This is a genomic window from Pseudomonas sp. P42, from assembly GCF_017973755.1.
Taxonomy (GTDB): Bacteria; Pseudomonadota; Gammaproteobacteria; order Pseudomonadales; family Pseudomonadaceae; genus Aquipseudomonas; species Aquipseudomonas iridis.
Genome location: NZ_JACOPU010000009.1, coordinates 221,096 through 246,340, shown reverse-complemented (window position 1 = coordinate 246,340; position 25,245 = coordinate 221,096). Strand labels below are relative to the sequence as shown.

The window sequence follows — 25,245 nt, the reverse complement described above, 5'->3', positions numbered from 1 at the left end:
TGTAACCGGTTACATCATAGACAACTTATGCACTCTCCACAGAGACAATTGCCATGATTGCTGCTGCTCGAAAAATAAGAATGGGCTTCGTCGGTGGGGGTGAAGGCGCCTTCATCGCTCAGGCACACCGGCAGGCAGCCGGCCTCGATGGACGCTTCGAACTGGTCTGCGGTGCGTTCAGCCGAGACGTGCAAAACAATCAGCGCAGCGGCACCGCACTGGGGCTGCCCGCGAAACGCTGTTATGACACCTGGCAAGACATGCTCGCCGCCGAATCCATGTTGTCGCCCGATCAGCGCATGGAGCTGCTGGTGATCGTCACGCCTAATCACTTGCACGCGCCTGTTGCCAGCGCAGCGTTGAGCGCCGGTTTCCATGTTTTCAGCGAGAAGCCTGCTGCGCTCAATCTGGCCGAAGTGCAGGCGCTCGAGCGCGTCGTCAGCAGCAGTCAGCGAATCTACGCGCTGGCGCACACGTATCTGGGTTACGCGATGGTATGGCAGGCTCGGGAAATGGTTGCCAGCGGCGTGATTGGTCGCCTGCGCAAAGTCCTCGTCGAATACCCGCAAGGCTGGCTCAGCACCGACGTCGCCGGACAAGGCAACAAGCAGGCCGACTGGCGCGACAACCCAGAGCAATCGGGCATCGGCGGCTGCATCGGTGACATCGGCACTCACGCGTTTTCCCTGGCGGAGTTTGTCGCCGGTCAGCCCATCCAGTTCATCAGCGCGATGCTCGGCTCGCATTTCAGCAGCCGTCAACTGGATGACGACGCCGCCATGCTGTTCAAAATGGTCGACGGCGCCAGCGGTGTGTTGATCGCCAGTCAGGTCTGCGCGGGCGAAGAGAATCCGCTGAAAATTCGTCTGTATGGCGACAAGGGCGGCCTGGAGTGGCGTCAGGAAGAGCCCGCCAGCCTGATCCACCGACCATTGAACGACCCCATGCGCGTGCTGCGATCCGGCCTCGGCCAAGCGTGGTTATGTGAAGCAGCAACCCGACGCATGCGCCTGCCCGCCGGGCACCCGGAAGGTTATCTGGAGGCCATGGCGAATCTTTATGGCGACCTCGCGCAGGCGATTCTTGAGGGCACGAGCGGCCCTGATGCGCCAGGCGTGCCGGGCATAGAGACCGGCCTGCGCGGCATGGCCTTCATCGAAACCGCTATCGCCAACCATCGCGGCGATGCCAAGTGGAGCGAAATACCTCACCAGTCAATCGGAGCATCCGCCAATGAAAACTGATCAAACAAAGCCTGGCGGCATGCGCGGCCCGGGCATCTTTCTCGCGCAATTCATCTCGGACGAAGCGCCCTTCGACTCCCTCGCCAACATTGCACAGTGGGCGGCCTCGCAAAGCTACAAGGCCATCCAGTTGCCAACCCTTGGCACGCGTTTCATTGATCTTGAGCGCGCCGCCGACAGTCAGGATTACTGCGACGAACTCATCGCAATCTGCGCCAAGGCCGGCGTGGTGATCAGCGAATTGTCGACGCATCTGCAAGGCCAACTGGTCGCGGTGCATCCGGCGTTCGACAGCCTCTTCGACGACTTCGCCCCACAGGATGTGCGCGGCAAGCCGCAAGCGCGCACCGAGTGGGCGATCAACCAGATGAAGCTCGCGGCGCGCGCCAGTCAGCGCCTGGGGCTGACAGCCCATGCAACCTTTTCCGGCGCCCTGCTCTGGCCGTATGTCTACCCGTGGCCGCAACGCCCTGCCGGTCTGGTCGAGCAAGGTTTTGCTGAACTGGCCAAGCGCTGGCTACCCATACTCGACTGCTTCGACGAGGCCGGTGTCGACCTCTGTTACGAAATCCATCCCGGCGAAGACCTGCACGACGGCGCCTCTTTCGAACGCTTTCTTGAGGCGGTGAATCATCATCCGCGCGCGGCGATTCTGTATGACCCGAGCCACTTGTTGTTACAGCAGATGGATTATCTGGGCTTCATTGATCGCTATCACGAGCGCATCCGCATGTTTCATGTGAAAGACGCAGAGTTCCGCCCCGATGCACGCTCCGGTGTCTACGGCGGCTATCAAGGCTGGGTTGATCGTCCGGGCAGATTCCGCTCGCTGGGCGATGGCCAGATCGACTTCAAATCGATCTTCAGCAAGTTGACTCAATACGACTTCAACGGCTGGGCCGTGCTCGAGTGGGAGTGCTGTCTGAAAGATGCTGCGCAAGGCGCTGCCGAAGGCGCCGCATTCATTGAACAACACATGATCACCAAGACCCGCAAGGCGTTCGACGACTTCGCCAGCGTGAGCGCTGACGTGCAATCGAATCGACGTCTTTTGGGGCTCCACGACCACTGATTTACCGCTGTTACCGACATAAAAATAATACGGTGATTGAAATGAACGTAATGAATGCGCGACTCAGCGTCATGATGTTTTTGCAGTTTTTTATCTGGGGTGGCTGGTTCGTCACCCTCGGCACGTTCCTCACCACAACGCTGGCGGCCAGCGGTGGACAGGTGGGGATGGCGTTCTCGACCCAGTCGTGGGGCGCGATCATTGCGCCCTTCGTCATTGGCCTGATTGCCGATCGATTCTTCAACGCCGAACGCATCCTGGCGGTGCTGCACCTGATCGGCGCAGTGCTGCTGTTCCAGCTCTATCAGGCGGCGGATTTCAGCGATTTTTATCCCTATGTGCTGGCCTACATGATGGTCTACATGCCGACGCTGGCCCTGGTCAATGCGGTGGCGTTCCGCCAAATCAAAGACCCGGCCCTGGAGTTTTCGCGCATACGGGTCTGGGGCACCGTCGGCTGGATAGTCGCCGGCATCGTCATCAGCTTCGGCTTTGCCTGGGACTCCCAACAGGCCATCGCGGCGGGCGGCCTGCGCAACACTTTCCTGATGTCTGCCGTTGCGTCGCTGGTATTGGGGCTTTACAGCTTCAGCCTGCCGAACACCGCCCCGCTGAAATCTGATGATGGGTCGGCAAGCCTTAAGCAGATGCTGGGTTTGGATGCGTTGAGTCTGCTCAAGGATCGCAGTTATCTGGTGTTCTTCCTCGCGTCCATTTTGATCTGCATTCCTCTGGCGTTTTATTACCAGAATGCCAATCCGTTCCTCGCCGAAATCGGCGTCACCAATCCGACGGCGAAGATGGCCATCGGGCAAGTGTCCGAAGTGCTGTTCATGCTGCTTCTGCCGCTGTTCATTCAGCGCTTCGGCATCAAGATTGCGTTGCTGGTTGGCATGCTGGCGTGGGCGCTGCGATACGTGCTGTTTGCCTTCGGCGATAACGGTGATCAGGCGTTCATGCTGCTCATCGGTATTGCCCTGCACGGCGTTTGCTACGATTTTTTCTTCGTCTGCGGGCAGATCTACACCGACGCCAAGGCCCCAGAGCGCTTTCGCAGCTCGGCTCAGGGCCTGATTACCCTGGCGACTTACGGTTTGGGCATGCTCGTCGGCTTCTGGATCGCCGGCCAGATTACTGACCACTTCGCCTCGGCTAACGGTCATGACTGGCGCAGCATCTGGCTGTTTCCGGCCGGTTTCTCGGTCGCGGTGCTGCTGCTTTTCTGGCTGACGTTCAAAGGGCGGGACACCGACAAGGCGGTGGTCCCCTCACTCGTCTAGACACTACTGTCCCTTGTGGGAGCTGCGATCTTTTGATCTTCATTTAAAGATCAAAAGATCGCAGCCTCGCTGCACTCGAATGCGCCTACAGGATGTTGTGTGTTCAGTTGAACGAACAAAAGCCTGCTTTTCAGGGCAGGCTTTCAGTCAGTCAGCGTCGACTTATTTTTGCTGCGCCGTCAGCGCCGCATAACCATTCATCAAGTTGCGATAGTTCGGAATCCGCTGCGACAGCAGATTGCCAAGTCCTTCGATGTCGTTGCGCCAGTCGCGGTGCAGCTCACAGGCTACCGAGAACCAGTTCATCATCTGTGCGCCGGCCTGAGTCATGCGGCTCCATGCGGCTTGTTGCACCGTGGTGTTGAAGGTGCCGGAGGCGTCGGTGACCACGAACACATCAAACCCTTCGGCCAGTGCCGACAATGTCGGGAACGCCACACAAACATCGGTGACCACGCCGGCAATGATGATCTGCTTGCGGCCAGTAGCCTTGATCGCCTTGACGAAATCTTCGTTGTCCCAGGCGTTGATCTGGCCTGGGCGGGCAATATAGGGCGCATCCGGGAACATCTCTTTCAGTTCCGGTACCAGTGGGCCGTTCGGGCCTTGTTCGAAACTGGTGGTGAGGATGGTCGGCAATTCGAAGAATTTCGCCAGATCAGCCAAGGCTAAAACGTTGTTCTTGAACTCGTTTGGCGAGAAGTCCTGCACCAGAGAAATCAAACCGGTCTGGTGGTCAACCAGCAGTACTACGGCGTCGTCTTTGTTGAGGCGGTTGTAGGTTGGAGTGTTCATCTGTGCAGTCCTTTTGGGTTGGGGAAGTTCTTGTTGCGTTCAAGATGTGCCCAGATTACTGACACTCCATCGATGGATAAATCGGCTGAAAAGCGTTTCACCGTCAACCAGAAAAGGACAATCAGATCAGCACGTAATCGCTACAGCGGTTGCCGTGGTTATTCGCTAATAACGCCTTCATTAAGCCGTCGCTCAAACGTTGTACTAGGATAGGATCCAACACCTGTAGTTTTGCGCCGCTTATGGAGATCGCCGACGGCGCTGCAGAGGGATTTGTACCCCGCACACTCATGGATGAAAAATATGAATTCGTACCTCTTCCCCCACATTGGCAAGGTCATCGCGAGCACCGGCAGCCGGCATTTTCCGCGCATGCTGCATGACCTGATCCTCACCCAACTGGCGGTCGACGCCACGCACATTCGGCAGATGCGTGTCGAACCGGTGGGTCGTAGCGCGAACCGCTCCGAGCCGGAACCCCTGACAGAACCGACACTGCTCGCCGAAACAGTATTTTCCGATCGCAATGCCGTCACGAGCGACGACCTGCCTGACGCGCAATCTGCGACTATCGACGACGCTCCGCAATTGCACCTGACACGGCGCAAGGACGGCTACCGTTACGTGATCTCGGTGTACCGCAATGGCCAGTCGCAACGATTTTCCGCGCAGGAGCGTAGCCTGTTACAAGACATATCCCCGGTCCTGCTGCCGATGGTCGAAAAACACATCATCGCCCTGCAACCGCCAGATGTTGACGCCACGAGTCCGTCCAGCGCCGCCGAAGGTTCAGGCCTGGAAACCCTGCGCGTGCGCTTCACCGAACGCTTGCAGCAGCTAGGACTAAGCCTGTCGAATCGCGAAACCGAGGTGTGCATCGGCCTGCTCGCCGGGCGCACGGCACCGGAACTGGCTGAACGGTTACAGTTGAAGGTCAACACAGTGGAAAGCTATCTCAAGCGCGCGGCAATCAAACTGGGCATCAGCGGTCGGCATTCGTTGATGCGCTGGATGTATTCGCCGTTGGAGGCATCGGCGTCGAGTGCGGCGTGACAGAGATGGATTCGTTCACGGCTCTGAACCGCTAATCCCAGCCCTCCCGAAACGTCGGACCTCCCCCAAGGGGGCGAGGGGGAAAGGGAGCCGATCTCGGTTGAATTCGAAACTGAACTCGACTTGGGAGCCGATCTTTGTACTGTTCAAAACCCGAGTTCGACTCGGTATCTCACGTCGACGTATTTTCAGCAAACACCACGGTCAGTCCCCTCTCCCTCTGGGAGAGGGTTAGGGTGAGGGCAATCGCGCGACGTGCTCCAATGCCTGATTCACCGCCAATCCCCTCCAACATCACGACCTGAGCAATGCCCAGCAGGTTTGATGAGGCCCGTTTTTTAATCCCGAGCCAACGCTTCAATCGGATCAAGCCGCGAAGCATTCCTCGCCGGCACAAAACCGAACACAACGCCGATCAACGTCGAGCACACCACCGCCGTCAGCACCGACGCCAGCGAGAACACCATCTCCCACTCCTTGATGAACACCGAAAACAAATGCCCGATCGCATACGACAGGGAAATGCCGATCGCCCCGCCCAACAGACAGACCATCACCGCCTCCACCAGAAACTGTTGACGAATGTCCGACTGCCGCGCGCCCACCGCCATGCGAATGCCGATCTCGCGGGTCCGTTCGGTCACCGACACCAACATGATGTTCATCACCCCGATACCGCCCACCACCAAGGAAATGACCGCAATCAGCGACAGCAGCAACGCCAGCGAGCGACTGGTTTTCTGCACCGTTTGCAAAACGCTGTCGAGGTTGTTGGTGAAGAAGTCCTTGGTGCCGTGGCGTTGCAGCAGCAGTTGGGTGACGTGCTCTTCGACCACTTTGCTCGGCTGGCCGTCCTTCATGCGTACGCTGATGCTGTCCAGATAACGCTGGCCCAACACCCGCCCGGCCGCTGTTTCGTAAGGCACCCAGACGTTGAGGGTCTTACCCGAGGCAAACAGGCTTTTATCTTCAGCGGCCACGCCGATCACCGTGCACGGCAGGTTGCCGATCAGGATCACCTGGCCCAGCGGGTCGACATCCTGGCCAAACAGGCGCTGACGGGTCTTGTGATCGATGACCACCACCTGCGCCTGGCGCCGCGCATCGCTTTCGCTGAACGCAATGCCCGCGGCCATTTTGATCCCGCGCACCTTGAAGTACTGATCGCTGACGCCGTTGACCTGGGCGTCGAGGTCGATATTGCGATAGCGCAGCAACAGACTGCGGCCGATCATCGGCGTGGCGCTGTCGACGTAGTACAGCTGATTCAACGCGGTGACGTCGGCCGGTGTCAGGGTTTCGATGGCTGCGGCGCGTTTGTCGCCATAACTGCTGCCCGGATAGACATCGATGGTGTTGCTGCCAATGGCGGCGATGTCCTTGAGCACGTAATTCTTCGCGCCCTCCCCGACCGCCGAAATCGACACCACCGAAGTGATGCCGATGACAATGCCGAGCATGGTCAGCAAGGTACGCATGCGATGGGAAATCAACGCCACCCACGCCATGGCGAACGCCTCTTTGAACAATCCGAGGCTGGCGACCAGACGCCGCGAGGAGTTGGCCTTCGGGGCAACAAGTTCTTCGCTGAGCAGGTGTGTGGTGTCGCGTTCGTTGCTGCGGTCGCTGAGGATCTCGCCGTCGCTGACTTCGATGATGCGCTCGGCGTTGGCCGCGACTTTCGGGTCGTGGGTGACCAGAATCACCGTGTGCCCCGCCGCGTGCAGCTCCAGCAGGATGCGCATTACCTCTTTGCCGCTGGCGGTGTCGAGGGCGCCGGTCGGTTCGTCGGCGAGGATCACCTCGCCGCCGTTCATCAAAGCCCGGGCGATACTCACCCGCTGCTGTTGACCGCCGGATAGCTGGCTCGGCCGATGCGTCAAATGCCCTTCCAGACCCAGTCGCGCCAACAACTCACGGGCACGGGCATGGCGCTGAAGCTGCGGCGTACCGGCGTAAATCGCCGGCATTTCGACGTTGTGCATCGCGCTCAAATGCGGCAGCAAGTGGTAACGCTGGAAGATGAAACCGAAGTAATCGCGGCGCAGTTCGGCCAAGGCCTGATTGTCCAGATCGCGGGTTTCCTGGCCATTGATCCGGTAGCTGCCGGCCGTGGCGTAGTCGAGGCAACCGAGGATGTTCATCAGGGTCGATTTGCCCGAGCCGGAGGCGCCGATGATCGCGACCATTTCCCCGGCATTGATCGTCAGATTGATGTTCTTCAGTGCGAGAAACTCACGATCACCAGCGGTGAAACTGCGGGTGATGCCGGTCAGTTGTAGCAGTGGCTCAGTCATGCTCACGCCCCCGCCACATTCGTCACCGGATCACCGATCACCACGCGATCGCCTTCCGCCAGGCCGGCGTTGATCTGCACTTTGACGTTGTTGTTGATCCCGGTCTGCACATTGCGCGACTGCGCGTGACCCTTGGCGTCGAGCACCCGTACCGGAAAACTGCCATCGGCATTGCGTGGGCCGAGCGCCGCCACCGGTACGGTCAGCACCGACTTGGCGGTGTCGAGGACGATGCGCACCTGCGCCGTCATCGATATGCGCAGGCGATGATCGGGATTGGGCACCTCGAACAAGGCGTTGTAGAACACCGCGCTGCTCTGCTTCGGCGTGCCGGCGGGCGGGGTTTCGAGGAAATTCTGCGGCGCCGGCTCGGTACCGCGCAGCTTGCCGTAATAACGTTTGTCCTCGCCAAGAATGGTGAAATACACCGCCTGCCCCGGGGCGATGTGAATCACATCGGCCTCGGAGACCTGCGCCTTGACCGTCATGGTGTCCAGATCCGCCAGTTTCAGCAGGATCGGCGCCAACTGGTTGGCGATCACGGTCTGGCCTTCCTGTGTCACCACGCCCACCACATCGCCGTCGATCGGCGCGACGATGCGCGTGTAGGCCAGATTGACCTTGGCCGTGTCGATCTGGATGTGCGCACTTTTGATCTGCGCGTCCAGCGACATCAGATTGGCCTGCTGCACCTGATAATCCGACTCGGCGGTTTCGAAATCCTGGCGCGAGATCGACGCGTCGTCCTGCAAGTTCTTGTAGCGTTCATAAATCGCTTTGGTCTGCCTGAGCTGAGCCTGGGTGGCGCGTTTTTGCGCTTGCAGGTTTTCCTCATCGACCTGGGCCTGACGCAGGGTGTTCTGCAACACCAGCGGATCGATTTCCGCCAGCCATTGGCCTTTTTTGACCTTGTCGCCGAGCTTGACCTTGAGCGACTTCAATTGCCCCGACACTTGCGCACCGACGTCCACTTGCCTGATGCCTTCGAGCAGCCCGGTAGCGAGCACCGCGTTTTCAATATCACCGCGTTCCACCGGGGCGGTCAGGTACTGCGGCGCCTCTGCCGGTGCCTGCACCGCGTAGAGCGTCAATCCCGCCACTGCCACCAACGCCAAACCCATACCGACTTTGCGCAACTTCGACTTTTCCATAAATAACCACAAGTCCGTTCAGGGGTGAGCCCGGCCAGCGGCCGGGCTCTGATAGATAAACAACAATCAGGACAGCACTTGGCCGGCCGGCACTTTCAGGCCGTCATGCCACCACGCTGCGAGGCTGAAGACGTTGGGCGCCTTGAGAATCGTGAAGTGGTTGCCCGGCCCGTACCACACCGCCAGATCCGCCACCTGACGCTGCCAGCCTTCGACCATCGCCGCCTGCTCGCGCTGATTGCCCCACGCATCCAGCGTCGGGTCATCGACCAGCGCAAGCCGCACCGGACCGGTGTAGGCCAGTTGCGGTTGATAGACCGTGCGCAAGGCTGTGGCGAAGGTGCGTACAGGGCCGTGCATCGCCTGAGCTGACGAACGCGCAGACAACACACCGGCGCGCACCATGCCCTCGTGCAACAGGCGCATTTGCGTGGTGTCGTCAGCCTCGGCGAACGCCAGCGGATCGATGCCCAACGACTTGCCGCTGGACAGTTGCAGCGTCTCGATCAAGCGTTCCAGCGCGGCAGTCGTCGTGTATGGCTTGCCCGCCGTACCGTTGCCACCGGGAGATTCGCTGTCGATCAGGGTCAACGACGCCACCTCACGCCCGGCCGCCTGCAACTGCGTCGCCATGGCATGCGCGACCCAACCGCCGAACGAATGGCCGATCAAGTGCACCGCACCTTGCGGATACAACTGCTCGACGGCTTGCAGGTAACATGCTGCTGCCGCTTCTACCTGACTGTGCGGCACGCCGTGACCATCCAGGCCACGCGGTTGCAGGCCGTAGATCGGCCATTCCGGGCCGAGCGCTTCGGTCAGGTGAATGAACCCGGTGACACTGTCGCCCGCCCCCGGCACGCAGAAGATCGGAGCATGTCCGGCGTGCCCGCTCTGGATCGTCAACACGGGCTGATACGCCTGTGGTGGCGGTGCCTGCGCCGCCGCCATGGCCTGACTCAAGGTCTGGCCGAGTGCCTGGACATCCGGGTTTTTCATCATGCTGCGGTGATCCCCCGGCACATCGATACAGCGCAGCAAACCGGGACCGACCTTGCTTTCCCAACCACGGGTCGGACTTGGCTGTGTCTGCCCCGGCATCAGTGCCTGAGCGCGGAACAAGTGCACCGGCTGACTGGCCGGGCTGACCCGGTAATGCGCCAGCGCCAGGCCATGAGCGGCCTCACGATCGAAGTAACTGCAAGCCTGCGCCGCCGTCAGTGCGACCAGTTCCGGGTCGGGCAATTGCTGTTCGCAGCAGCGTTGGAACAGCTCATCGAAGGCGATGAGTTCGACTTCAGCCTCAAGCCTTTCTACGTCAGCCAACGCTGCCTGCCCTTCTGCCCCCCGCATCTGCGAACGCGCGCGGCAGTGCTCGAGCAATTGACGCTTGTCGCGATGCGCGCCGCTCCAGCGGGTTTTATCCTGACTCGCGGGATGCGGCGCGTAGGTATCGAGCAGGCCGACAAACGCCACCGCCTCATCGAGACCGAGCAATTGCTGAGCGACTTCGTACGCCAGCAAGCCGCCAAACGACCACCCGGCCAGACGATACGGCCCATGCGGTTGAACCGCACGGATAATCCCGACCATCCGCGTGGCCATGCACTCAAGGGTCGGCAGTTGCGGTTGTCCCAATGGCACACCGGGTAAACCGTAAATCGGAAATTGGCCGTCGATGTGCAGCCCCAATACCGGGAAATAGACGTCCCGCCCGCTGAATTCATGGATCAGGAACAGCGCATTGCCGCCCTCGCCCGGTCGCACCACGACCAGTCCTTCCGGCTGTTCGGGCACGGCATGGCGTTGACTGAGCAGCGCGGCCAGCGACTCGATACTCGGACGCTGGAACAGCTCGGCCAGCGTCACTGGCTGCCCCGCACGTTGCAGCAGGTTGACCAGACGAATCGCCAACAGCGAATGCCCGCCCAATTCGAAGAAGTTGTCATGACGCCCGACCTGATCGACCTTGAGCACCTCGCCCCAGACCTGCGCGAGCAAGTTTTCGACCTCGCCTTGCGGCGCTTCGTAGTGTCGGCTGAGCACGGCGTCGATGCCCGGTGCCGGCAGCGCGTGACGGTCAATCTTGCCGTTGGGGCTCAACGGCAACACATCGAGCGCGACAAACGCGCCCGGCACCATGTACTCGGGCAACTGCTCGAGGATGAACGCGCGCAGCGTGTCGATAGCCGGTGCAGCGCTGCCGTCGCGCAGAGTGAAATACGCAACCAGACGCTCGTCGCGCATCAGCACCACCACCTCGCGCACCTGCGGGTGCTGGATCAACCGAGCTTCGATTTCACCGAGTTCCAGACGCAAGCCATGCAGCTTGACCTGGAAGTCGTTGCGCCCGAGGAATTCGAGGTTGCCGTCGGTGCGGTAACGCACCAGGTCACCGGTGCGGTACAAGCGATCACCGACCACGAACGGACTGTCGATAAAGTGCTCGGCCTGCATCTGCGGCAGCCCCCTATAACCGCGCGCAACGCCGATGCCGCCGATGTGCAATTGGCCGATGACGCCCAGCGGCACCGGTTGGTCGTGCGCATCGAGCACATACAGGCGGGTGTTACAGATGGCTTTGCCGATCGGCAATTCCGACGTTGGCACCGGCATGTGTGGTTCCAGTGTCCACGCCGTGCTGTCGACCGTGGCTTCGGTCGGGCCATACACGTTATGCAGGCGCACCCACGGCAGGTGCTGGCGCACAGCACCGGCCAGCGCCGCAGTGAGTTCGCCACCACCACAGAAAATATCGGTGAGGCTGGTGCATTCGCTGACCTCCTGCAGTTCAACAAACTGCTGCAACAGCGCCGGCACAAACTTGACGACCGTAACCCTTTGCTGACGAATCACCTGCGCCAGATACGCCGGCTCCCGATGGCCGCCGGGCCGTGCCAGCACCAGACGCACACCGGCCGTCAGCGGCCAGAAGAACTCCCACACCGAGCCATCGAAACTGAACGGTGCTTTCTGCAACAACGCGCCGTCCGGGGTTGGCGGGCAAATCTGCGAGCCCCAATGCACCAGATTGCACAAGCCACGATGTTCCAGCATCACGCCTTTGGGTGTACCGGTCGAACCCGAGGTGTAGATCATGTAGGCCAGATTCGAAGGACTCAGACCAGGCACCTGCGGATTGCTCTCCGATTGCGCGTGCCAGCTGCATTGGTCGAAGTCGATCACGGCCACGTTGCTCCCGGCAAACAGCGCACGGGTGGCCGTCTGCACCAGCACCGCCACCGGCGCGCAATCCCTGAGCATAAAGTCCAGGCGCTCCACCGGATAAGCCGGATCCAGCGGCACGTACGCGCCACCGGCCTTGAGAATGCCGAGCAACCCCACCACCAGATCAAGCCCACGCTCGACGCACAGCGCCACCCGCGCGTCCGGCCCCACGCCCTGCTGGCGCAGATGATGCGCGAGGCGATTGGCGCGGGCATTCAGCTCGCGATAGGTCAGGCTGTGTTCCCCCGACTGCACGGCGATGGCGTCCGGCTGACGCTGCACCTGCGCTTCGAACAGGCTTTGGATCGGTTGTTCGACCGGGCAATCGACTTGCGTCGCGTTGAAGTCGCCGAGCAAACGCTGCTGTTCATCCGTCGCCAGCAGGTTGACCTGCGCCAATACCCCTTGGTCATCGCTGACCAGCGCCGCCAGCAAGCGCTGCAAGTACCCGACAAAACGCTGCACGGTCGACTCATCGAACAACGCCGTGGCATAGCGCAGCGCGCCACGGATGCCTTGCGGGTTTTCCCCCAGGCTCAGCGACAGGTCGAACTTCACAAAGTGATTTTCTCCGGCCAGGCCCTCCAGCGTCAGCTCGCCCAATGCCAGGGCTGGCGCGACGCTACTGTCCCAACTCACCAGGGTCTGGAACAACGGTGTGTGGGAAAGGCTGCGCACCGGCCGGGTGATTTCCACCACGTGTTCGAACGGCAGATCCTGATGCGCCTGCGCGGCCAGCGTCTGCGCCTTGACCCGCGCCAGCAGCGCTGCGCCCGTCAGATCGCCCGAGGTATCGATGCGCAGCGCAAGGGTGTTGACGAACATGCCGATCAGTCCTTCGATCTCCGCGCGGGTTCGGTTGGCCACTGGCGAGCCAATGACCACATCGGACTGCCCGGACAGGCGAGCGAGCAACATCGCCCAAGCGCTCATCAGCACCATGTACGGCGTCACGCCGTGGCGCTGACACAACGTCTTGAGACCGGCGCTGGTCTGCGCGTCCAGCACGATCTCGACACTGGCGCCGCGGTGATCCTGTTGCGCCGGACGCGGACGGTCGGTCGGCAGGCTCAACAACGCCGGGGCACCGGCCAGGGTGTGCTGCCAGTAATCGCTCTGGCGCTGCAGCACCTCGCCGCTGAGCCAGCGCCGCTGCCACACCGCGTAGTCGGCGTATTGCAGGGCCAGCGCTGGCAGTGAATCTGCCTCGCCACGGCTGAACGCCTGATACAGCGCCATCAGTTCGCGGGTCAGCACGCCCATCGACCAGCCGTCGGAGATGATGTGATGCATCGTCAACAACAGCACATGGTGATCATCGGCCAGCCGCACCAACCGTCCGCGAATCAACGTGTCATCCTGCAAGTTGAACGGCGCGCGCGCCTCTGTTTCGAGCAAAGCGCGCAAGGTCCCTTCGGTCTGCGGCTGTTGCCGCCAATCCTCCTCAATCAGCGGCAGGCCACTGTCGACCGGGGCAATCAGCACTTGTGCTTCGTCATTCAGTTGGGTGAAACGGCTGCGCAGGGTTTCGTGACGCGCGACGATCCGCGCCAATGCCCGTTGCAGGGCCACGACGTCGAGTCGGCCACGTAAATGCAGGCCCAAAGGAATGTTGTAAGCGGTGTTGCCGCCGTCCATCTGCGCGAGGAACCACAAGCGTTGCTGGGCGAACGACAACGGCAGCGCCTGATCGCGGGGCGCCGGCAGAATCTCCGGCAAGCGGCTGCATTCGGCCCGGCTCAACACGTCGGCGACCGCCGCCAGTTCCGGGTTGGCAAACAGATCGGCCAGCGCCAGCTCCACGCCCAATTGCTGGCGCACCTGGGAGAGCATGCGCATGGCCAGCAATGAATGGCCGCCGAGCTCGAAGAAATTGTCACGGCGACCGACCTGCCCGACCTGCAACACCTCGGCCCAGACCTGCGCCAGACTTGCTTCCAGTGCGTTGGTCGGTGCCTCGTAGACCCGACTGAGCAGCGCCTCCGGCGTCGGTGCCGGTAATGCCTTGCGATCAACCTTGCCGTTGTTGTTCAACGGCAAGACATCGAGTTGCACCCACGCCGTCGGCAGCATGTATTCCGGCAGTCGTGCGTGCAATTGGGCGTGCAGTTCGGCGCTGTCCAAGTGCTCATCGTGCGCCGTGTAGTACGCCACCAGACGCGGGGTGTCCTGACCGTCGCGACGCGCCAGCACCACCGCTTCCTTGATGCCTGGGCAATTGAGCAGGCGATTCTCGATTTCTCCCAGCTCGATGCGGAAACCGCGAATCTTCACCTGGTCGTCGTTACGGCCGATGCAGTCGAGTTGCCCCGGCGCCAGCCAGCGCGCCAGGTCGCCGGTGCGATAGAGCAATGCGCCCGGCATCTCGCTGAACGGATCGCAGAGGAATTTCTCGTCGGTCAGGTCCGGCCGGTTCAGGTAACCCAGCGCCACGCCCTGCCCGCCGATATACAGCTCGCCGGTGACGCCCATCGGCACCGGTTGCTGATACGCATCGAGCACGTACACCTGGGTGTTGGAAATCGGCCCGCCAATCGGCACGCTCTCGGCGTTTTCGGCCACCTCTTTCACTTCGAACGTCGTGGCATAGGTGGTGGTTTCAGTCGGGCCGTAGCAATGCACAATTCGCAGTTCCGCCGCCTCGGCCAGCAGCGTGCGGAACGCCGCCGGATCACCGCGCTCGCCACCACAGAGCAGAATGCGCAGGCCTTTGAGGGCTTGCGGGATCAATTGCACGTACTGGTTGAACAGTGCGGTGGTGACGAACAGGATTGTCGCGCCAGTGGCACTCAGTTCGCGGCCGAAGGCGTCCGGATCAAGCAGGGTCTGATGGTCGATGATCACCACGCGAGCGCCATTGAGCAGCGGCCCCCAGATGTCCATGGTGCTCGCATCGAACGCCGGGTTCGAGGCGAAAACCACACGATCCTGCGCATTGAAATCGGCGTACCCGTTGTTGAGTACCAACCGGCCGATGCCACGGTGCGGCACCATCACCCCTTTCGGCGTGCCGGTGGAACCGGAGGTGTACATGATGTACGCCAGCGTCTCTGACGACTGCAGCAGGTTTGGATTGTGCGTCGGCTGGCCGTTGAGGGTCAGCGTGTCCAGATCGATACGCGGCGCGGTGTAGTCGATGTCTTCGCCGCTGAGGGTCAACAGCGCCACCGCCCGGCAATCCTCGACCATGAACGCCTGACGTTCGCTCGGCGCATGGATGTCCAGCGGCACATAGGCCGCCGCGCATTTGGCAATGGCCAGTTGCGCCACCAGCAACTCCAGCGAACGCGGCAGCAGGATCGCCACGTGATCCCCCGGTTGCACACCCTCTTCGGTGATCAAATGATGCGCCAGACGGTTGGCCTGAGCGTTCAACTCAAAGTAGCTCAGTGAATGTGCGCCATGCACCGCTGCCACAGCTTTGGGATGCGCGGCGGCCTGCTGCTGGAAAATCCCGTGCACGGTCAGGGTTTGCGGGTAATCGCGCGCAGTGGCGTTGAAGTCATACAGCATGCACTGGCGTTCATCGTTTGCCAGTAATGGCACACGTTCCAGCACCGTTTGATCATCGGCAACCATCGCTTCGAGCAGACGCTCGAAGTAGCCGATGTAGCGCTTGATCGTCAGCGCATCGAACAGCGCCGTGGCGTAGTTCAGCGAGCCGCGAATCACGCCGTTGACCTCGCCCAGGGTCAGCGTCAGGTCGAACTTGGCGACCTCGTCCGGCCCAGCGACGCCCTCCAGGGTCAAATCGCCCAACGCCAGTTGCGGGCCGACGCTGCTGTCCCAGCTCAGCGTGGTCTGGAATAGCGGGCTATGGGCTAGACTGCGCACCGGCCGGGTGATTTCCACCACCTGCTCGAACGGCAAGTCCTGATGCGCCTGCGCCTCCAGTGTTCGCGCCTTGACCCGTGCCAGCAGCGGTTCGACGCTCGGTGCGCCCGAGGTGTCGATGCGCACGGCCAGCGTATTGACGAACATGCCGATCAGGCCTTCAATTTCAGCGCGGCTGCGGTTGGCCACCGGCGCGCCGATCACCACATCGGTCTGCCCGGACAGGCGACTCATCAGCAACGCCCAGGCACTCATCAGGGTCATGAACAGGGTCGCGCCGTGACGCTGGCTCAACGCTTTGAGGCCAGAACTCAGGCGCTCGTCCAGCAGCACGTCAACGTGGCTGCCGGCATAGGCCTGTTGGGCCGGGCGCGGGCGATCGGTGGGCAGCGTCAACAAGGCCGGCGCGCCGTCGAGAGTCTGCTGCCAGTAGTCGCTTTGCCGCTGCAGCACTTCACCGCTGAGCCACTGACGCTGCCACACGGCGTAGTCGCCGTATTGCAGGGTCAGTGGCGGCAGCGGATCAGGCTGACCGTGGCTGAACGCTTGATACAACGCCATCAACTCACGGGTCAGCACGCCCATCGACCAGCCGTCGGCGACGATGTGATGCACGGTCAACAGCAACACATGATGATCGTCGGCCAAGCGCACCAGCCGTCCGCGAATCAATGGATCGTTGTGCAGATCAAACGCTGTCGAGGCTTCCTGCGCCATCAATTCCTGCACGGTGTGCTCGGTTTGCAAGGCTTGGCGCAGGTCGTCCACGCGCAAGAGCAGGCCGCTGTCGACCGGGGCAATGGCCACATGTGCGCTGTCGTCAAGGCTGATGAAACGGCTGCGCAGGGTTTCGTGACGGGCAACGATCCGTGCCAGCGCCGCCTGCAGGGCATCGACGTCGAGGTAGCCGCGCAGGCGCAGGCCCAGAGGAATGTTGTACGCCGAGTTGCCACCCACCATCTGCGCCAGGAACCACAGGCGTTGTTGGGCGAAGGACATCGGCAACGCTTGATCACGCGGTGCCGGCACAATGTCCGCAAGCGCGCTGCGCCCGGCACGATTCAATACATCAGCGACTGCGCTCAATTGCGCATCGGCAAACAGATCACTCAACGCCAGTTCGACCCCGAGGCGCTGACGGACCAGCGAGACCATGCGCATCGCCAACAGCGAATGACCGCCGAGTTCAAAAAAGTGATCGTGACGGCCGACCTGCTCGACTTGCAGCACCTCGGCCCATATCTGCGCCAGGGCGGTTTCCAGTTCGCTTTGCGGCGCTGCGTATTCGCGGGTGGGCAGCGCGGTCAGATCCGGTGTCGGCAACGCTCGGCGGTCGACTTTGCCATTGGCGGTCAGCGGCAAAGCCTCGAGCCGGACAAACGCGGCCGGCACCATGTAGTCCGGCAACTGCGTCAGCAGCTGTGCGCGCAACTCGCCCACCGCCAGTGGCTCGGTCCTCGCCTGTTCGGTGAAATAGGCCACCAGCCGGGCCTGGCCGGGTTGATCCTCGCGGGCCAGCAGCACCGCTTCGTTGATACCGGGGAGCTGATTGAGGCGGGCCTCGATTTCGCCCAATTCAATGCGCATGCCACGGATTTTCACCTGGTCGTCGTTACGCCCCAAGTAGTCGAGCGAGCCGTCATCGCGCCAACGGGCAAGGTCACCGGTGCGGTACATACGCGCATTCGGCGTGCGGCTGAACGGATCGCGCAGAAAGCGCTCGGCGGTCAGATCGGCGCGGTTCAGATAACCCCGGGCCACCCCCGCGCCACCGACGTACAACTCGCCCATGACGCCCATTGGCACCGGGCGTTGCTGCTCGTCGAGCAGGTAAACCGCCGCGTTCGCCACCGGTTTGCCGATGTGCAACGCCGCGCCGACGTCGATACGCCCGGAAGTGGCGACCACGGTGGCTTCGGTCGGGCCGTAATTGTTGATCACCGCGAAGCGCTGGCGGCGGCTGAACTGACGCAAGCGGTCACCACCAATCAGCAAGGTGCGCAAAGTCGGGTGATCGAGGCTCTGGCTGAACGCGTATTCAGCGATCGGCGTGGGCAGGAAGCTCACATCCAACGATTGTCCGCGCCACCATTCGAGCAGCGCGTCGATGTCTTCACTACCGTCGTGGACCGGCGCCAGGTGCACCGTCGCGCCCACACACAGGGCCGGCCAGACTTCCCACGCCATCGCATCGAAGCCAAACCCGGCAAGGCTTGAGGTGTGGCTGCCGGCGCGTAAATCGAACGCTTCACAGTGCCAGTCGATCAGGTTGGACAGCGTCCGATGCTCGACCATGACCCCTTTGGGCAGGCCCGTCGAACCCGAGGTGTAGATCACGTACGCCAGATGCGCAGCGCTCAGGCCCGGTACCGCCGGGTTGTACTGTGCCTGCGCCGGCCATGCGCACAGGTCGAGATCGATCACTGGCACGGTCAGCGCCGGTAGTCTCCCGTGCAGATCGCTTTGAGTGAGCACCGCGACTGGTGCGCTGTCGCCGAGCAGATAGCTGATGCGCTCGGCGGGATGCGCCGGATCGATCGGCACATAACCGGCGCCAGCCTTGAGAATGGCCACCAGACCGACCAGCGTATCCAGACCGCGGCGGGCGACGATTGCCACACGATCATCGGGTTTCACGCCCGATCCAATCAAGTGATGCGCCAACGCATTGGCCTGTCGATTGAGTTGCGAATACGTCAGTGGCTGCCCGGCAAACACCGCTGCCACAGCCTGCGGACGCTCAGCGACCTGCGACTCGAAACGCTGGGCAATCGTCAGCCCACGCGGATAGTCGGCCTCGGTCGCATTGAAGCGCACCAGCAACTGTTCACGCTCCGGTGCCGGCAGGATCGACAACCGATCAAACCCCACGTGCGGCGTATGCTCCAGCGCATCAAGCAAGGTGCACAACGCACGATGCATGTAGCCACAGATACGCTGCGCATCAAACCCCGCCCCGGCCAATACCTTCAGGCTGAAGTCTTCACCGAGATCATCAACACTGAGGGTCAGGCCATAGTTGGTGTGCTCCTCGGCCTCGAGCAATTGCATGCCGTGCCACGCCGCTTGCACTTCGGCTGATATCGGCCCGACCGGGGCGCTGTGACGATAGTTGAGCAGCGTGCTGAACAGCGGCGTACCCGACGGCATGGCGCTGCACTGCTGCACCTGCGCCAGTTGCGCATGTTCATGGGCGAGCAATTGACTCAGGCGTTCATGGGTCGCCAATGCGGCACCTTTGACGCTATGGGCGTTCAACTCAATGCACAGCGGCAAGGTATTGATGAACACACCCAGCGCGCGCTCGGCGCCTTCACCGCCCTGCAATCGGCCGAGCAACACCGTGCCGAAGACCACCGCGTCGCGCCCGGACAATTGCCCCAACACCTGCGCCCAGGCGAGGTGCATCAGGCTGGCGGCGCTGACACCCAAGCGCCGCGCCTGTTGACGTACGCTGTGGCTGAGTGGGTTTTCCAGGGTCAGCTGTGCTTGTTGCGCGGGACCGTCATGGGCCAGATTCTGACCGTAGGGCAAGGTCGGCTCATCGATGGCGCCGAGCATTTCGCGGAAGAAGCTATCGTGCTCTTGCTCACTCAGACCGGCCTGGGTGTGCGCCACGTAATTGCGATACGGCACCGGTTCGCTCAAGTGCCCGGTGTTGCCGAGCAGAAACGCCTGCATCTCGTGCTGCAACACCTCAAGCGCCACGTGATCCATGACCAAGTGATGGAATAGCAACAATGCCACCACGCGTTGATTGGACACATCGCGGCTGTACACCACGCGTATCAGCGGCGCCTCGGTGACGGGCATGCGGTAGTTATCGACGGTGAACCGGTGACGCAACTGGCTCAGTGCGTCGCCCCCTTCGGTGTCCGGTTCCAAGGCCTCGCAGCTCAGCGAAGCCTGACGCCAGACCACTTGCACCGGCTGCTCCAGCCCCTCCCAAAACAGCGAAGTGCGCAGAATGTCCTGGCGCTCGATCACCCGTTGCAGCGCATCGGTGAAGGCCTGCAAACGCTGTTCGTCGGCGAAGGCAAACTGCGCCTGCAGCACATACGGATCGCCCTGCGCGGCCGCCAGATGATGGAACAGGATGCCGGTCTGCAAAGGCGCCAGCGGGTAGATCTCCTGAACGTTGCAGGCACCGCCGGGGACACTCGCAACGATGCGGTCAATCGTCGCTTGATCCAGCGTCACCAGTGACAACAAATCAGGCGTGATACGCGTGCAGCCCGCCGGAACAAGATTTGCCGGCACCGCCGCATCGGGTTCTCCACCTACCGCCGCTGCCAATGCGGCCAGTGTCGGTTGACCGAACAGTACGCGAATATCCGCCGACAGGCCGGCCCGGCGCATGCGCGCGACCAGATTGACCGCCAACAGCGAGTGGCCGCCCAGCTCGAAGAAATGATCAAAGCGCCCGACCCGCTCAACCTTCAGCAGCTCGGCCCAGATCCCGGCTATGACGGTTTCGACTTCACCGATCGGGGCTTCGTACTCGCGGGTCAACAGTGCAGTCTGATCGGGAGCCGGCAAGGCCTGTCGATCCAGTTTGCCGTTGGGGCTCAGCGGCAAGGCCTGCAAATGCACAAACAAGGCAGGCACCATGTAATTCGGCAGATGCCTGAGCATTTGGCTGCGTAGCTGATCGTTCTCCAGACACTCGCCGCTGTAATACGCCACCAGCCGCTGCTCGCCCGGCACATCTGCACGGGCAAGCACGGCCGCTTCACGCACGCCGTCGACACGCGCCAGCTGCGCCTGAATCTCGCCCAGTTCGATACGCAAACCACGGATCTTGATCTGATCGTCGTTGCGCCCCAGATACTCGATATTGCCATCGGCCAGATACCGCGCGATGTCGCCGGTGCGGTACAAACGCGCGCCAGGCTGATCACTGAACGGATCGTCGAGGAAGCGTTCGGCTGTCAGCTCAGGCCGATTCAGATAACCCCGTGCGACCTGCACGCCGGCGAGATACATCTCGCCGACCACACCCAATGGCGTCGGTTGCTGATGAGCATCGAGGATGTACACGCGGGTATTGCACAGCGGTTTGCCAATCGGCGGCGCGCCTTGCGGTACCGGCGAATGAGGTTCCAGCGTCCACACGGTGCTGTCGACAGTGGCTTCGGTCGGGCCATAAACGTTGTGCAGGCGCACATGCGGCAGACGCTCGCGAACGCTGCGCACCAACGCGGCGGTCAGCTCACCGCCGCCACAGAACACATCGGTCAGGCTGCGGCATTCACCGACTTCTTCCACTTCAAGGAATGGCTGCAACAGCGCCGGTACGAACTGGATGACATTGACCTGTTGCTCACGAATCAGCTGCACCAGCGCGGCCGGATCGCGGTGGTCGTCCGGCCCGGCGAGCACCAGACGCATGCCGCAGCTTAACGGCCAGAATAGCTCCCACACCGAGGCGTCGAAGCTGAACGGGGTTTTCTGCAACAGCGCGGCGCCGGTTGAAAGCGGGCATAGGCTGGCGCTCCAGTACAGCAGATTGCCCAGGTTGCGATGCTCGACCATCACGCCTTTCGGCTTGCCGGTGGAGCCGGAGGTATAAATCACATAGGCCAGATTCGCCGCGCTCAGGCCTGGCACCTGCGGATTGCTCTGCGCCAGGTCTTGCCAGGTGCACTGGTCGAAATCGACCCGCACGCCCGCCCACTCGCCAATCAGCGCACGCGTCGGCGCATGCACCAGCAGCACCGTTGGCGCGCTGTCCTCGAGCATGTAGGCCAGACGTTCGGCGGGATAACCAGGATCGAGCGGCACGTAAGCGCCGCCGGCCTTGAGAATCGCCAGCAGACCGACCAGCAATTGCGGCCCGCGCTCGACGCAGATCGCCACCCGCGCATCACTGCCCACGCCGCACTGGCGCAGGTGATGGGCGAGTTGGTTGGCGCGGCGGTTCAACTCGGCGTAGCTCAAACGCAGCTCACCGGCCACCACGGCATCAGCGTCTGGCGTGCGCAACACCTGCATCTCGAAGCGGCCATGGACGGTCTGCTCAAGATCGTGGGCGACAACGGTGGCGTTGAGATCAACCAGCAGATGCTGACGCTCGTCGTCGGCCAACAACGTCACCTGCTCCAGCACCGCTTGATCATTGTTGACCATCGCCTGCAACAGACGCTGGAAGTAGCCGACGTAGCGCTTGATGGTCGACTCATCGAACAAGGCAATGGCGTATTCCAGCGCACCGCAAATCCCGCCCGGCGCGTCTGCCAACGTCAGCGACAAATCAAATTTGGCGAAGTGGCTCGGCTCGGCGACGCTTTCCAGTGTCAGCTCGCCCAGACTCAGACTGGCGCCGTGGCCGCTGTCCCAACTGAACATCGCCTGAAACAACGGGCTGTGCGCCATGCTGCGCAGCGGCCGGGTGATTTCCACCACTTGCTCGAACGGCAGATCCTGATGCGCCTGGGCGTCCAGCGTTCGCGCCTTGACCCGCGCCAGTAGCGCTTCGCTGCTCAACTCGCCCGAGGTGTCGATGCGCAAGGCCAGCGTGTTGACGAACATGCCGATCAAACCTTCGATCTCGGCGCGGGTACGGTTGGCCACCGGCGAACCGATGACCACTTCGGCTTGCCCCGACAAACGACTCAACAGGCTCGCCCAGGCACTGAGCATGAGCATGTACATCGTCACGCCGTGACGCTGGGCCAAGGCCTTGAGTCCGGCGCTCAGGCGTTCATCGAGCACCACATCGACGGTGCTGCCGGCGTAATCCTGCTGCGCTGGCCGTGCACGATCGGTCGGCAGCGTCAACAGCGCCGGAGCACCCGCCAGGGTCTGTTGCCAGTATTCACTCTGGCGCTGCAACACCTCACCACTGAGCCAGCGCCTTTGCCACACTGCGTAATCGGTGTATTGCAGCGTCAGCGGCGGCAGTGGATCCGGCTTGCCATGGCTGAACGCCTGATACAACGCCATCAATTCGCGGGTCAGAACACCCATCGACCAGCCATCGGAAATGATGTGGTGCAGGGTCAGCAACAGCACATGATGATCGTCGGCCATCCGCACCAGCCGTCCGCGAATCAGCGCGTCATCCTGTAAATCGAACGGCCCCGAGGCTTCGCCCTGAATCAGCGCCGCTAAGGTCTCGTCGGCTTGCGGGTGTTGGCGCAGGTCTTCAACGCGCAGCAATAAGCCGCTGTCGACCGGGGCGATCAGCACTTGCGCCTCGTCGTTGAATTGGGCGAAACGGCTGCGCAGGGTTTCGTGACGGGCGACGATGCGCGCCAAGGCTTGTTGCAGGGCGTGTTCATCGAGTTGCCCACGCAGGCGCAAACCGATGGGAATGTTGTACGCGGTGTTGGCACCTTCCATTTGCGCCAGAAACCACAAGCGCTGCTGGGCGAACGACAGCGGCAAGGCGCCGTCACGCGGCACCGGCACAATCTCCGGTTGCGTGCAGCGTCCGGCCGCGCTCAGTACCGCCGCAACCGCCGCCAGTTCGGCGTTGGCGAACAGCTCAGCCAGTGCCAGTTCGACGCCGAGCCGTTGCCGAACTTGCGAGACCATGCGCATCGCCAGCAGCGAATGGCCGCCAAGCTCAAAAAAGTGATCCTGACGCCCGACCCGCTCGACGTGCAGCACGTCGGTCCAGATCTGCGCCAGCGCGGTTTCCACCTCGCCTTCGGGCGCCACGTATTCGCGGGTAAACAACGCCGACAGCTGCGGTGCCGGCAAGGCTTTGCGGTCGACCTTGCCATTGGCGGTCAACGGCAACGCGGCGAGTTTGACGAACGCTACCGGCACCATGTACTCCGGCAAGCGACTCAACAATTGCGCACGCAACTCGCCGACCGGCAGCGCTTCGACCTGCGCCTGCTCGGTGAAGTACGCCACCAGTCGCGGCTGGCCGGGTTGGTCCTCGCGGGCCAGCAGCACGGCTTCCTGAATCCCCGGCAACTGATTGAGGCAGGTTTCGATTTCGCCCAGTTCGATGCGCACGCCGCGGATTTTCACCTGATCGTCATTGCGCCCCAGGTATTCAAGCGTGCCATCCTCGCGCCAGCGCGCCAGATCCCCGGTGCGGTACATCCGCGCGTTCGGCAAGCGGCTGAACGGGTCACGCAGAAAGCGCTCGGCGGTCATTTGTGCTCGATTGAGGTAACCACGGGCGACGCCGGCACCGCCGACGTACAACTCGCCCGCCACGCCCATCGGCACCGGGCGCTGGTGCTCATCGAGCAGGTACACCGTGGCGTTGCTCACCGGTTTCCCGATGTGCAACGCGTCGCCGCTGTCGACCCGCCCCGAGGTCGCGACCACGGTGGCCTCGGTCGGGCCGTAGTTGTTGATCACGTCGAAATGCTGGTTGCGGTTGAACTGGCGCAAGCGGTCGCCGCCGATCAGCAGCGTGCGCAGGGTCGGGTGTTCGAGGTTCTGGCTGAAGGCGTATTCGGCCACCGGAGTCGGCAAAAAACTCACGTCCAGCGGTTGTGCGCACCACCACGCCAGTAGCGCATCGATGTCTTCGTTGCCATCGTGGGTCGGCGCCAGGTGCAAGGTCGCGCCTGCACACAAGGCCGGCCAGACTTCCCAGGCCATCGCGTCGAACCCGAAACCGGCGAGGCTTGAGGTGTGGCGGCCGGCGCACAGGTCGAAGGCCGTGCAGTGCCAGTCGACCAGATTATTCAAGGTCTGATGCTCGACCATCACACCTTTGGGCAGGCCGGTGGAGCCGGAGGTGTAGATCACGTAGGCGAGGTGTGAGGCGCCAAGGCCCGGCACCTGCGGGTCGAGCGTGCAAGTCAGCGGCCAGGTGCAGCGGTCGAGGTCGATTACCGGTACGTCTAGCGCCGGCAAGCGCGCACGCAGATCGGTTTGGGTGAGGACCACCACAGGCGTGCTGTCGCCCAGCAGATAGTGCAAGCGCTCGGCCGGGTGCGCCGGATCGACCGGCACGTAACCGGCGCCGGCCTTGAGAATCGCGACCAGCCCGATCAGCGTATCGAGCCCCCGACGGGCGACGATGGCCACGCGGTCGTCGGGTTTTACCCCGTGCTCGATCAAGTGGTGTGCCAGGGCATTGGCGTGGCGGTTGAGCTCGGCGTAGGTCAATTGGGCGTCGGCAAACACTGCCGCCAACGCTTCCGGCCGTTGGGCAACCTGGGCCTCGAAGCGTTTTTGCAGGGTCTGAGCCGCAGGGAAACTCATGTGCGTAGCGTTGAAGCCAGCCAGCACTTGCTCAAGCTCCGCTGCGGGCAGAACCGGCAGTTGATTGACCGGGGTTTGCGGGGCCTGCTCGAGTGCCAGCAGCAGGTTTTC

The 25,245-nt window shown here is 62.2% G+C and carries 8 protein-coding genes (1 of these 8 running past the window's edge); 4 read left to right on the top strand and 4 right to left on the bottom strand.

Features of this window, described 5'->3' with window-relative positions; translation table 11 throughout:
* Window positions 1–53 precede the first annotated feature (53 nt).
* The 3 genes from H8B20_RS26630 to H8B20_RS26620 are packed head-to-tail and all read left to right on the top strand — an operon-like array spanning window position 54 to window position 3,596.
* On the top strand, window positions 54–1,244 hold the full coding sequence (locus H8B20_RS26630; protein WP_210625079.1) for a Gfo/Idh/MocA family protein: 1,191 nt from the start codon (window positions 54–56) through the stop codon (window positions 1,242–1,244).
* Window positions 1,234–2,316, top strand: a complete 1,083-nt coding sequence (locus H8B20_RS26625; RefSeq protein ID WP_228732767.1) for a sugar phosphate isomerase/epimerase family protein — start codon at window positions 1,234–1,236, stop codon at window positions 2,314–2,316. The genes H8B20_RS26630 and H8B20_RS26625 overlap by 11 nt, the downstream gene beginning before the upstream one ends.
* Before the next feature lie 41 nt (window positions 2,317–2,357).
* Window positions 2,358–3,596, top strand: a complete 1,239-nt coding sequence (locus H8B20_RS26620) for a nucleoside permease (protein ID WP_210625078.1) — start codon at window positions 2,358–2,360, stop codon at window positions 3,594–3,596.
* Window positions 3,597–3,758: 162 nt separating this feature from the next.
* Here the strand turns inward: H8B20_RS26620 and ycaC are convergent, their stop codons facing one another.
* Window positions 3,759–4,391 carry an isochorismate family cysteine hydrolase YcaC gene (ycaC, locus tag H8B20_RS26615; protein ID WP_042558826.1) on the bottom strand — a complete coding sequence of 211 codons (633 nt, stop codon included), beginning with the start codon at window positions 4,389–4,391 and terminating at the stop codon, window positions 3,759–3,761.
* 303 nt (window positions 4,392–4,694) lie between these two features.
* Here ycaC and H8B20_RS26610 point away from each other — a divergent pair, with 303 nt between their 5' ends.
* Entirely contained in the window at window positions 4,695–5,444 is a 750-nt protein-coding gene (locus tag H8B20_RS26610) for a helix-turn-helix transcriptional regulator (RefSeq protein WP_210625077.1), read from the top strand.
* 338 nt (window positions 5,445–5,782) lie between these two features.
* Here H8B20_RS26610 and H8B20_RS26605 read toward each other — a convergent pair whose 3' ends face one another.
* The 3 genes from H8B20_RS26605 to H8B20_RS26595 all read right to left on the bottom strand — a co-directional run.
* Window positions 5,783–7,741, bottom strand: coding sequence for a MacB family efflux pump subunit (locus H8B20_RS26605; protein ID WP_210625076.1), 1,959 nt, complete (start codon window positions 7,739–7,741; stop codon window positions 5,783–5,785).
* Window positions 7,742–7,743: 2 nt separating this feature from the next.
* Window positions 7,744–8,892 carry a macrolide transporter subunit MacA gene (macA, locus tag H8B20_RS26600; RefSeq protein ID WP_210625075.1) on the bottom strand — a complete coding sequence of 383 codons (1,149 nt, stop codon included), beginning with the start codon at window positions 8,890–8,892 and terminating at the stop codon, window positions 7,744–7,746.
* A 66-nt stretch (window positions 8,893–8,958) separates the two neighbouring features.
* Window positions 8,959–25,245 carry the 3' portion of a non-ribosomal peptide synthase/polyketide synthase gene (locus H8B20_RS26595; RefSeq protein WP_210625074.1) on the bottom strand. The gene runs 1,560 nt beyond the window's last position, so the window shows 16,287 of its 17,847 coding nt (coding positions 1,561–17,847); its start codon lies off the right edge, out of view — the gene reads right to left on this strand; its stop codon occupies window positions 8,959–8,961.

Bases quoted from the DNA above. Each gene is read 5' to 3' on its own strand.
- H8B20_RS26630 (WP_210625079.1), top strand. From the start codon at position 54: ATGATTGCTGCTGCTCGAAAAATAAGAATGGGCTTCGTCGGTGGGGGT.
- H8B20_RS26625 (WP_228732767.1), top strand. From the start codon at position 1,234: ATGAAAACTGATCAAACAAAGCCTGGCGGCATGCGCGGCCCGGGCATC.
- H8B20_RS26620 (WP_210625078.1), top strand. From the start codon at position 2,358: ATGAACGTAATGAATGCGCGACTCAGCGTCATGATGTTTTTGCAGTTT.
- ycaC (WP_042558826.1), bottom strand. From the start codon at position 4,391: ATGAACACTCCAACCTACAACCGCCTCAACAAAGACGACGCCGTAGTA.
- H8B20_RS26610 (WP_210625077.1), top strand. From the start codon at position 4,695: ATGAATTCGTACCTCTTCCCCCACATTGGCAAGGTCATCGCGAGCACC.
- H8B20_RS26605 (WP_210625076.1), bottom strand. From the start codon at position 7,741: ATGACTGAGCCACTGCTACAACTGACCGGCATCACCCGCAGTTTCACC.
- macA (WP_210625075.1), bottom strand. From the start codon at position 8,892: ATGGAAAAGTCGAAGTTGCGCAAAGTCGGTATGGGTTTGGCGTTGGTG.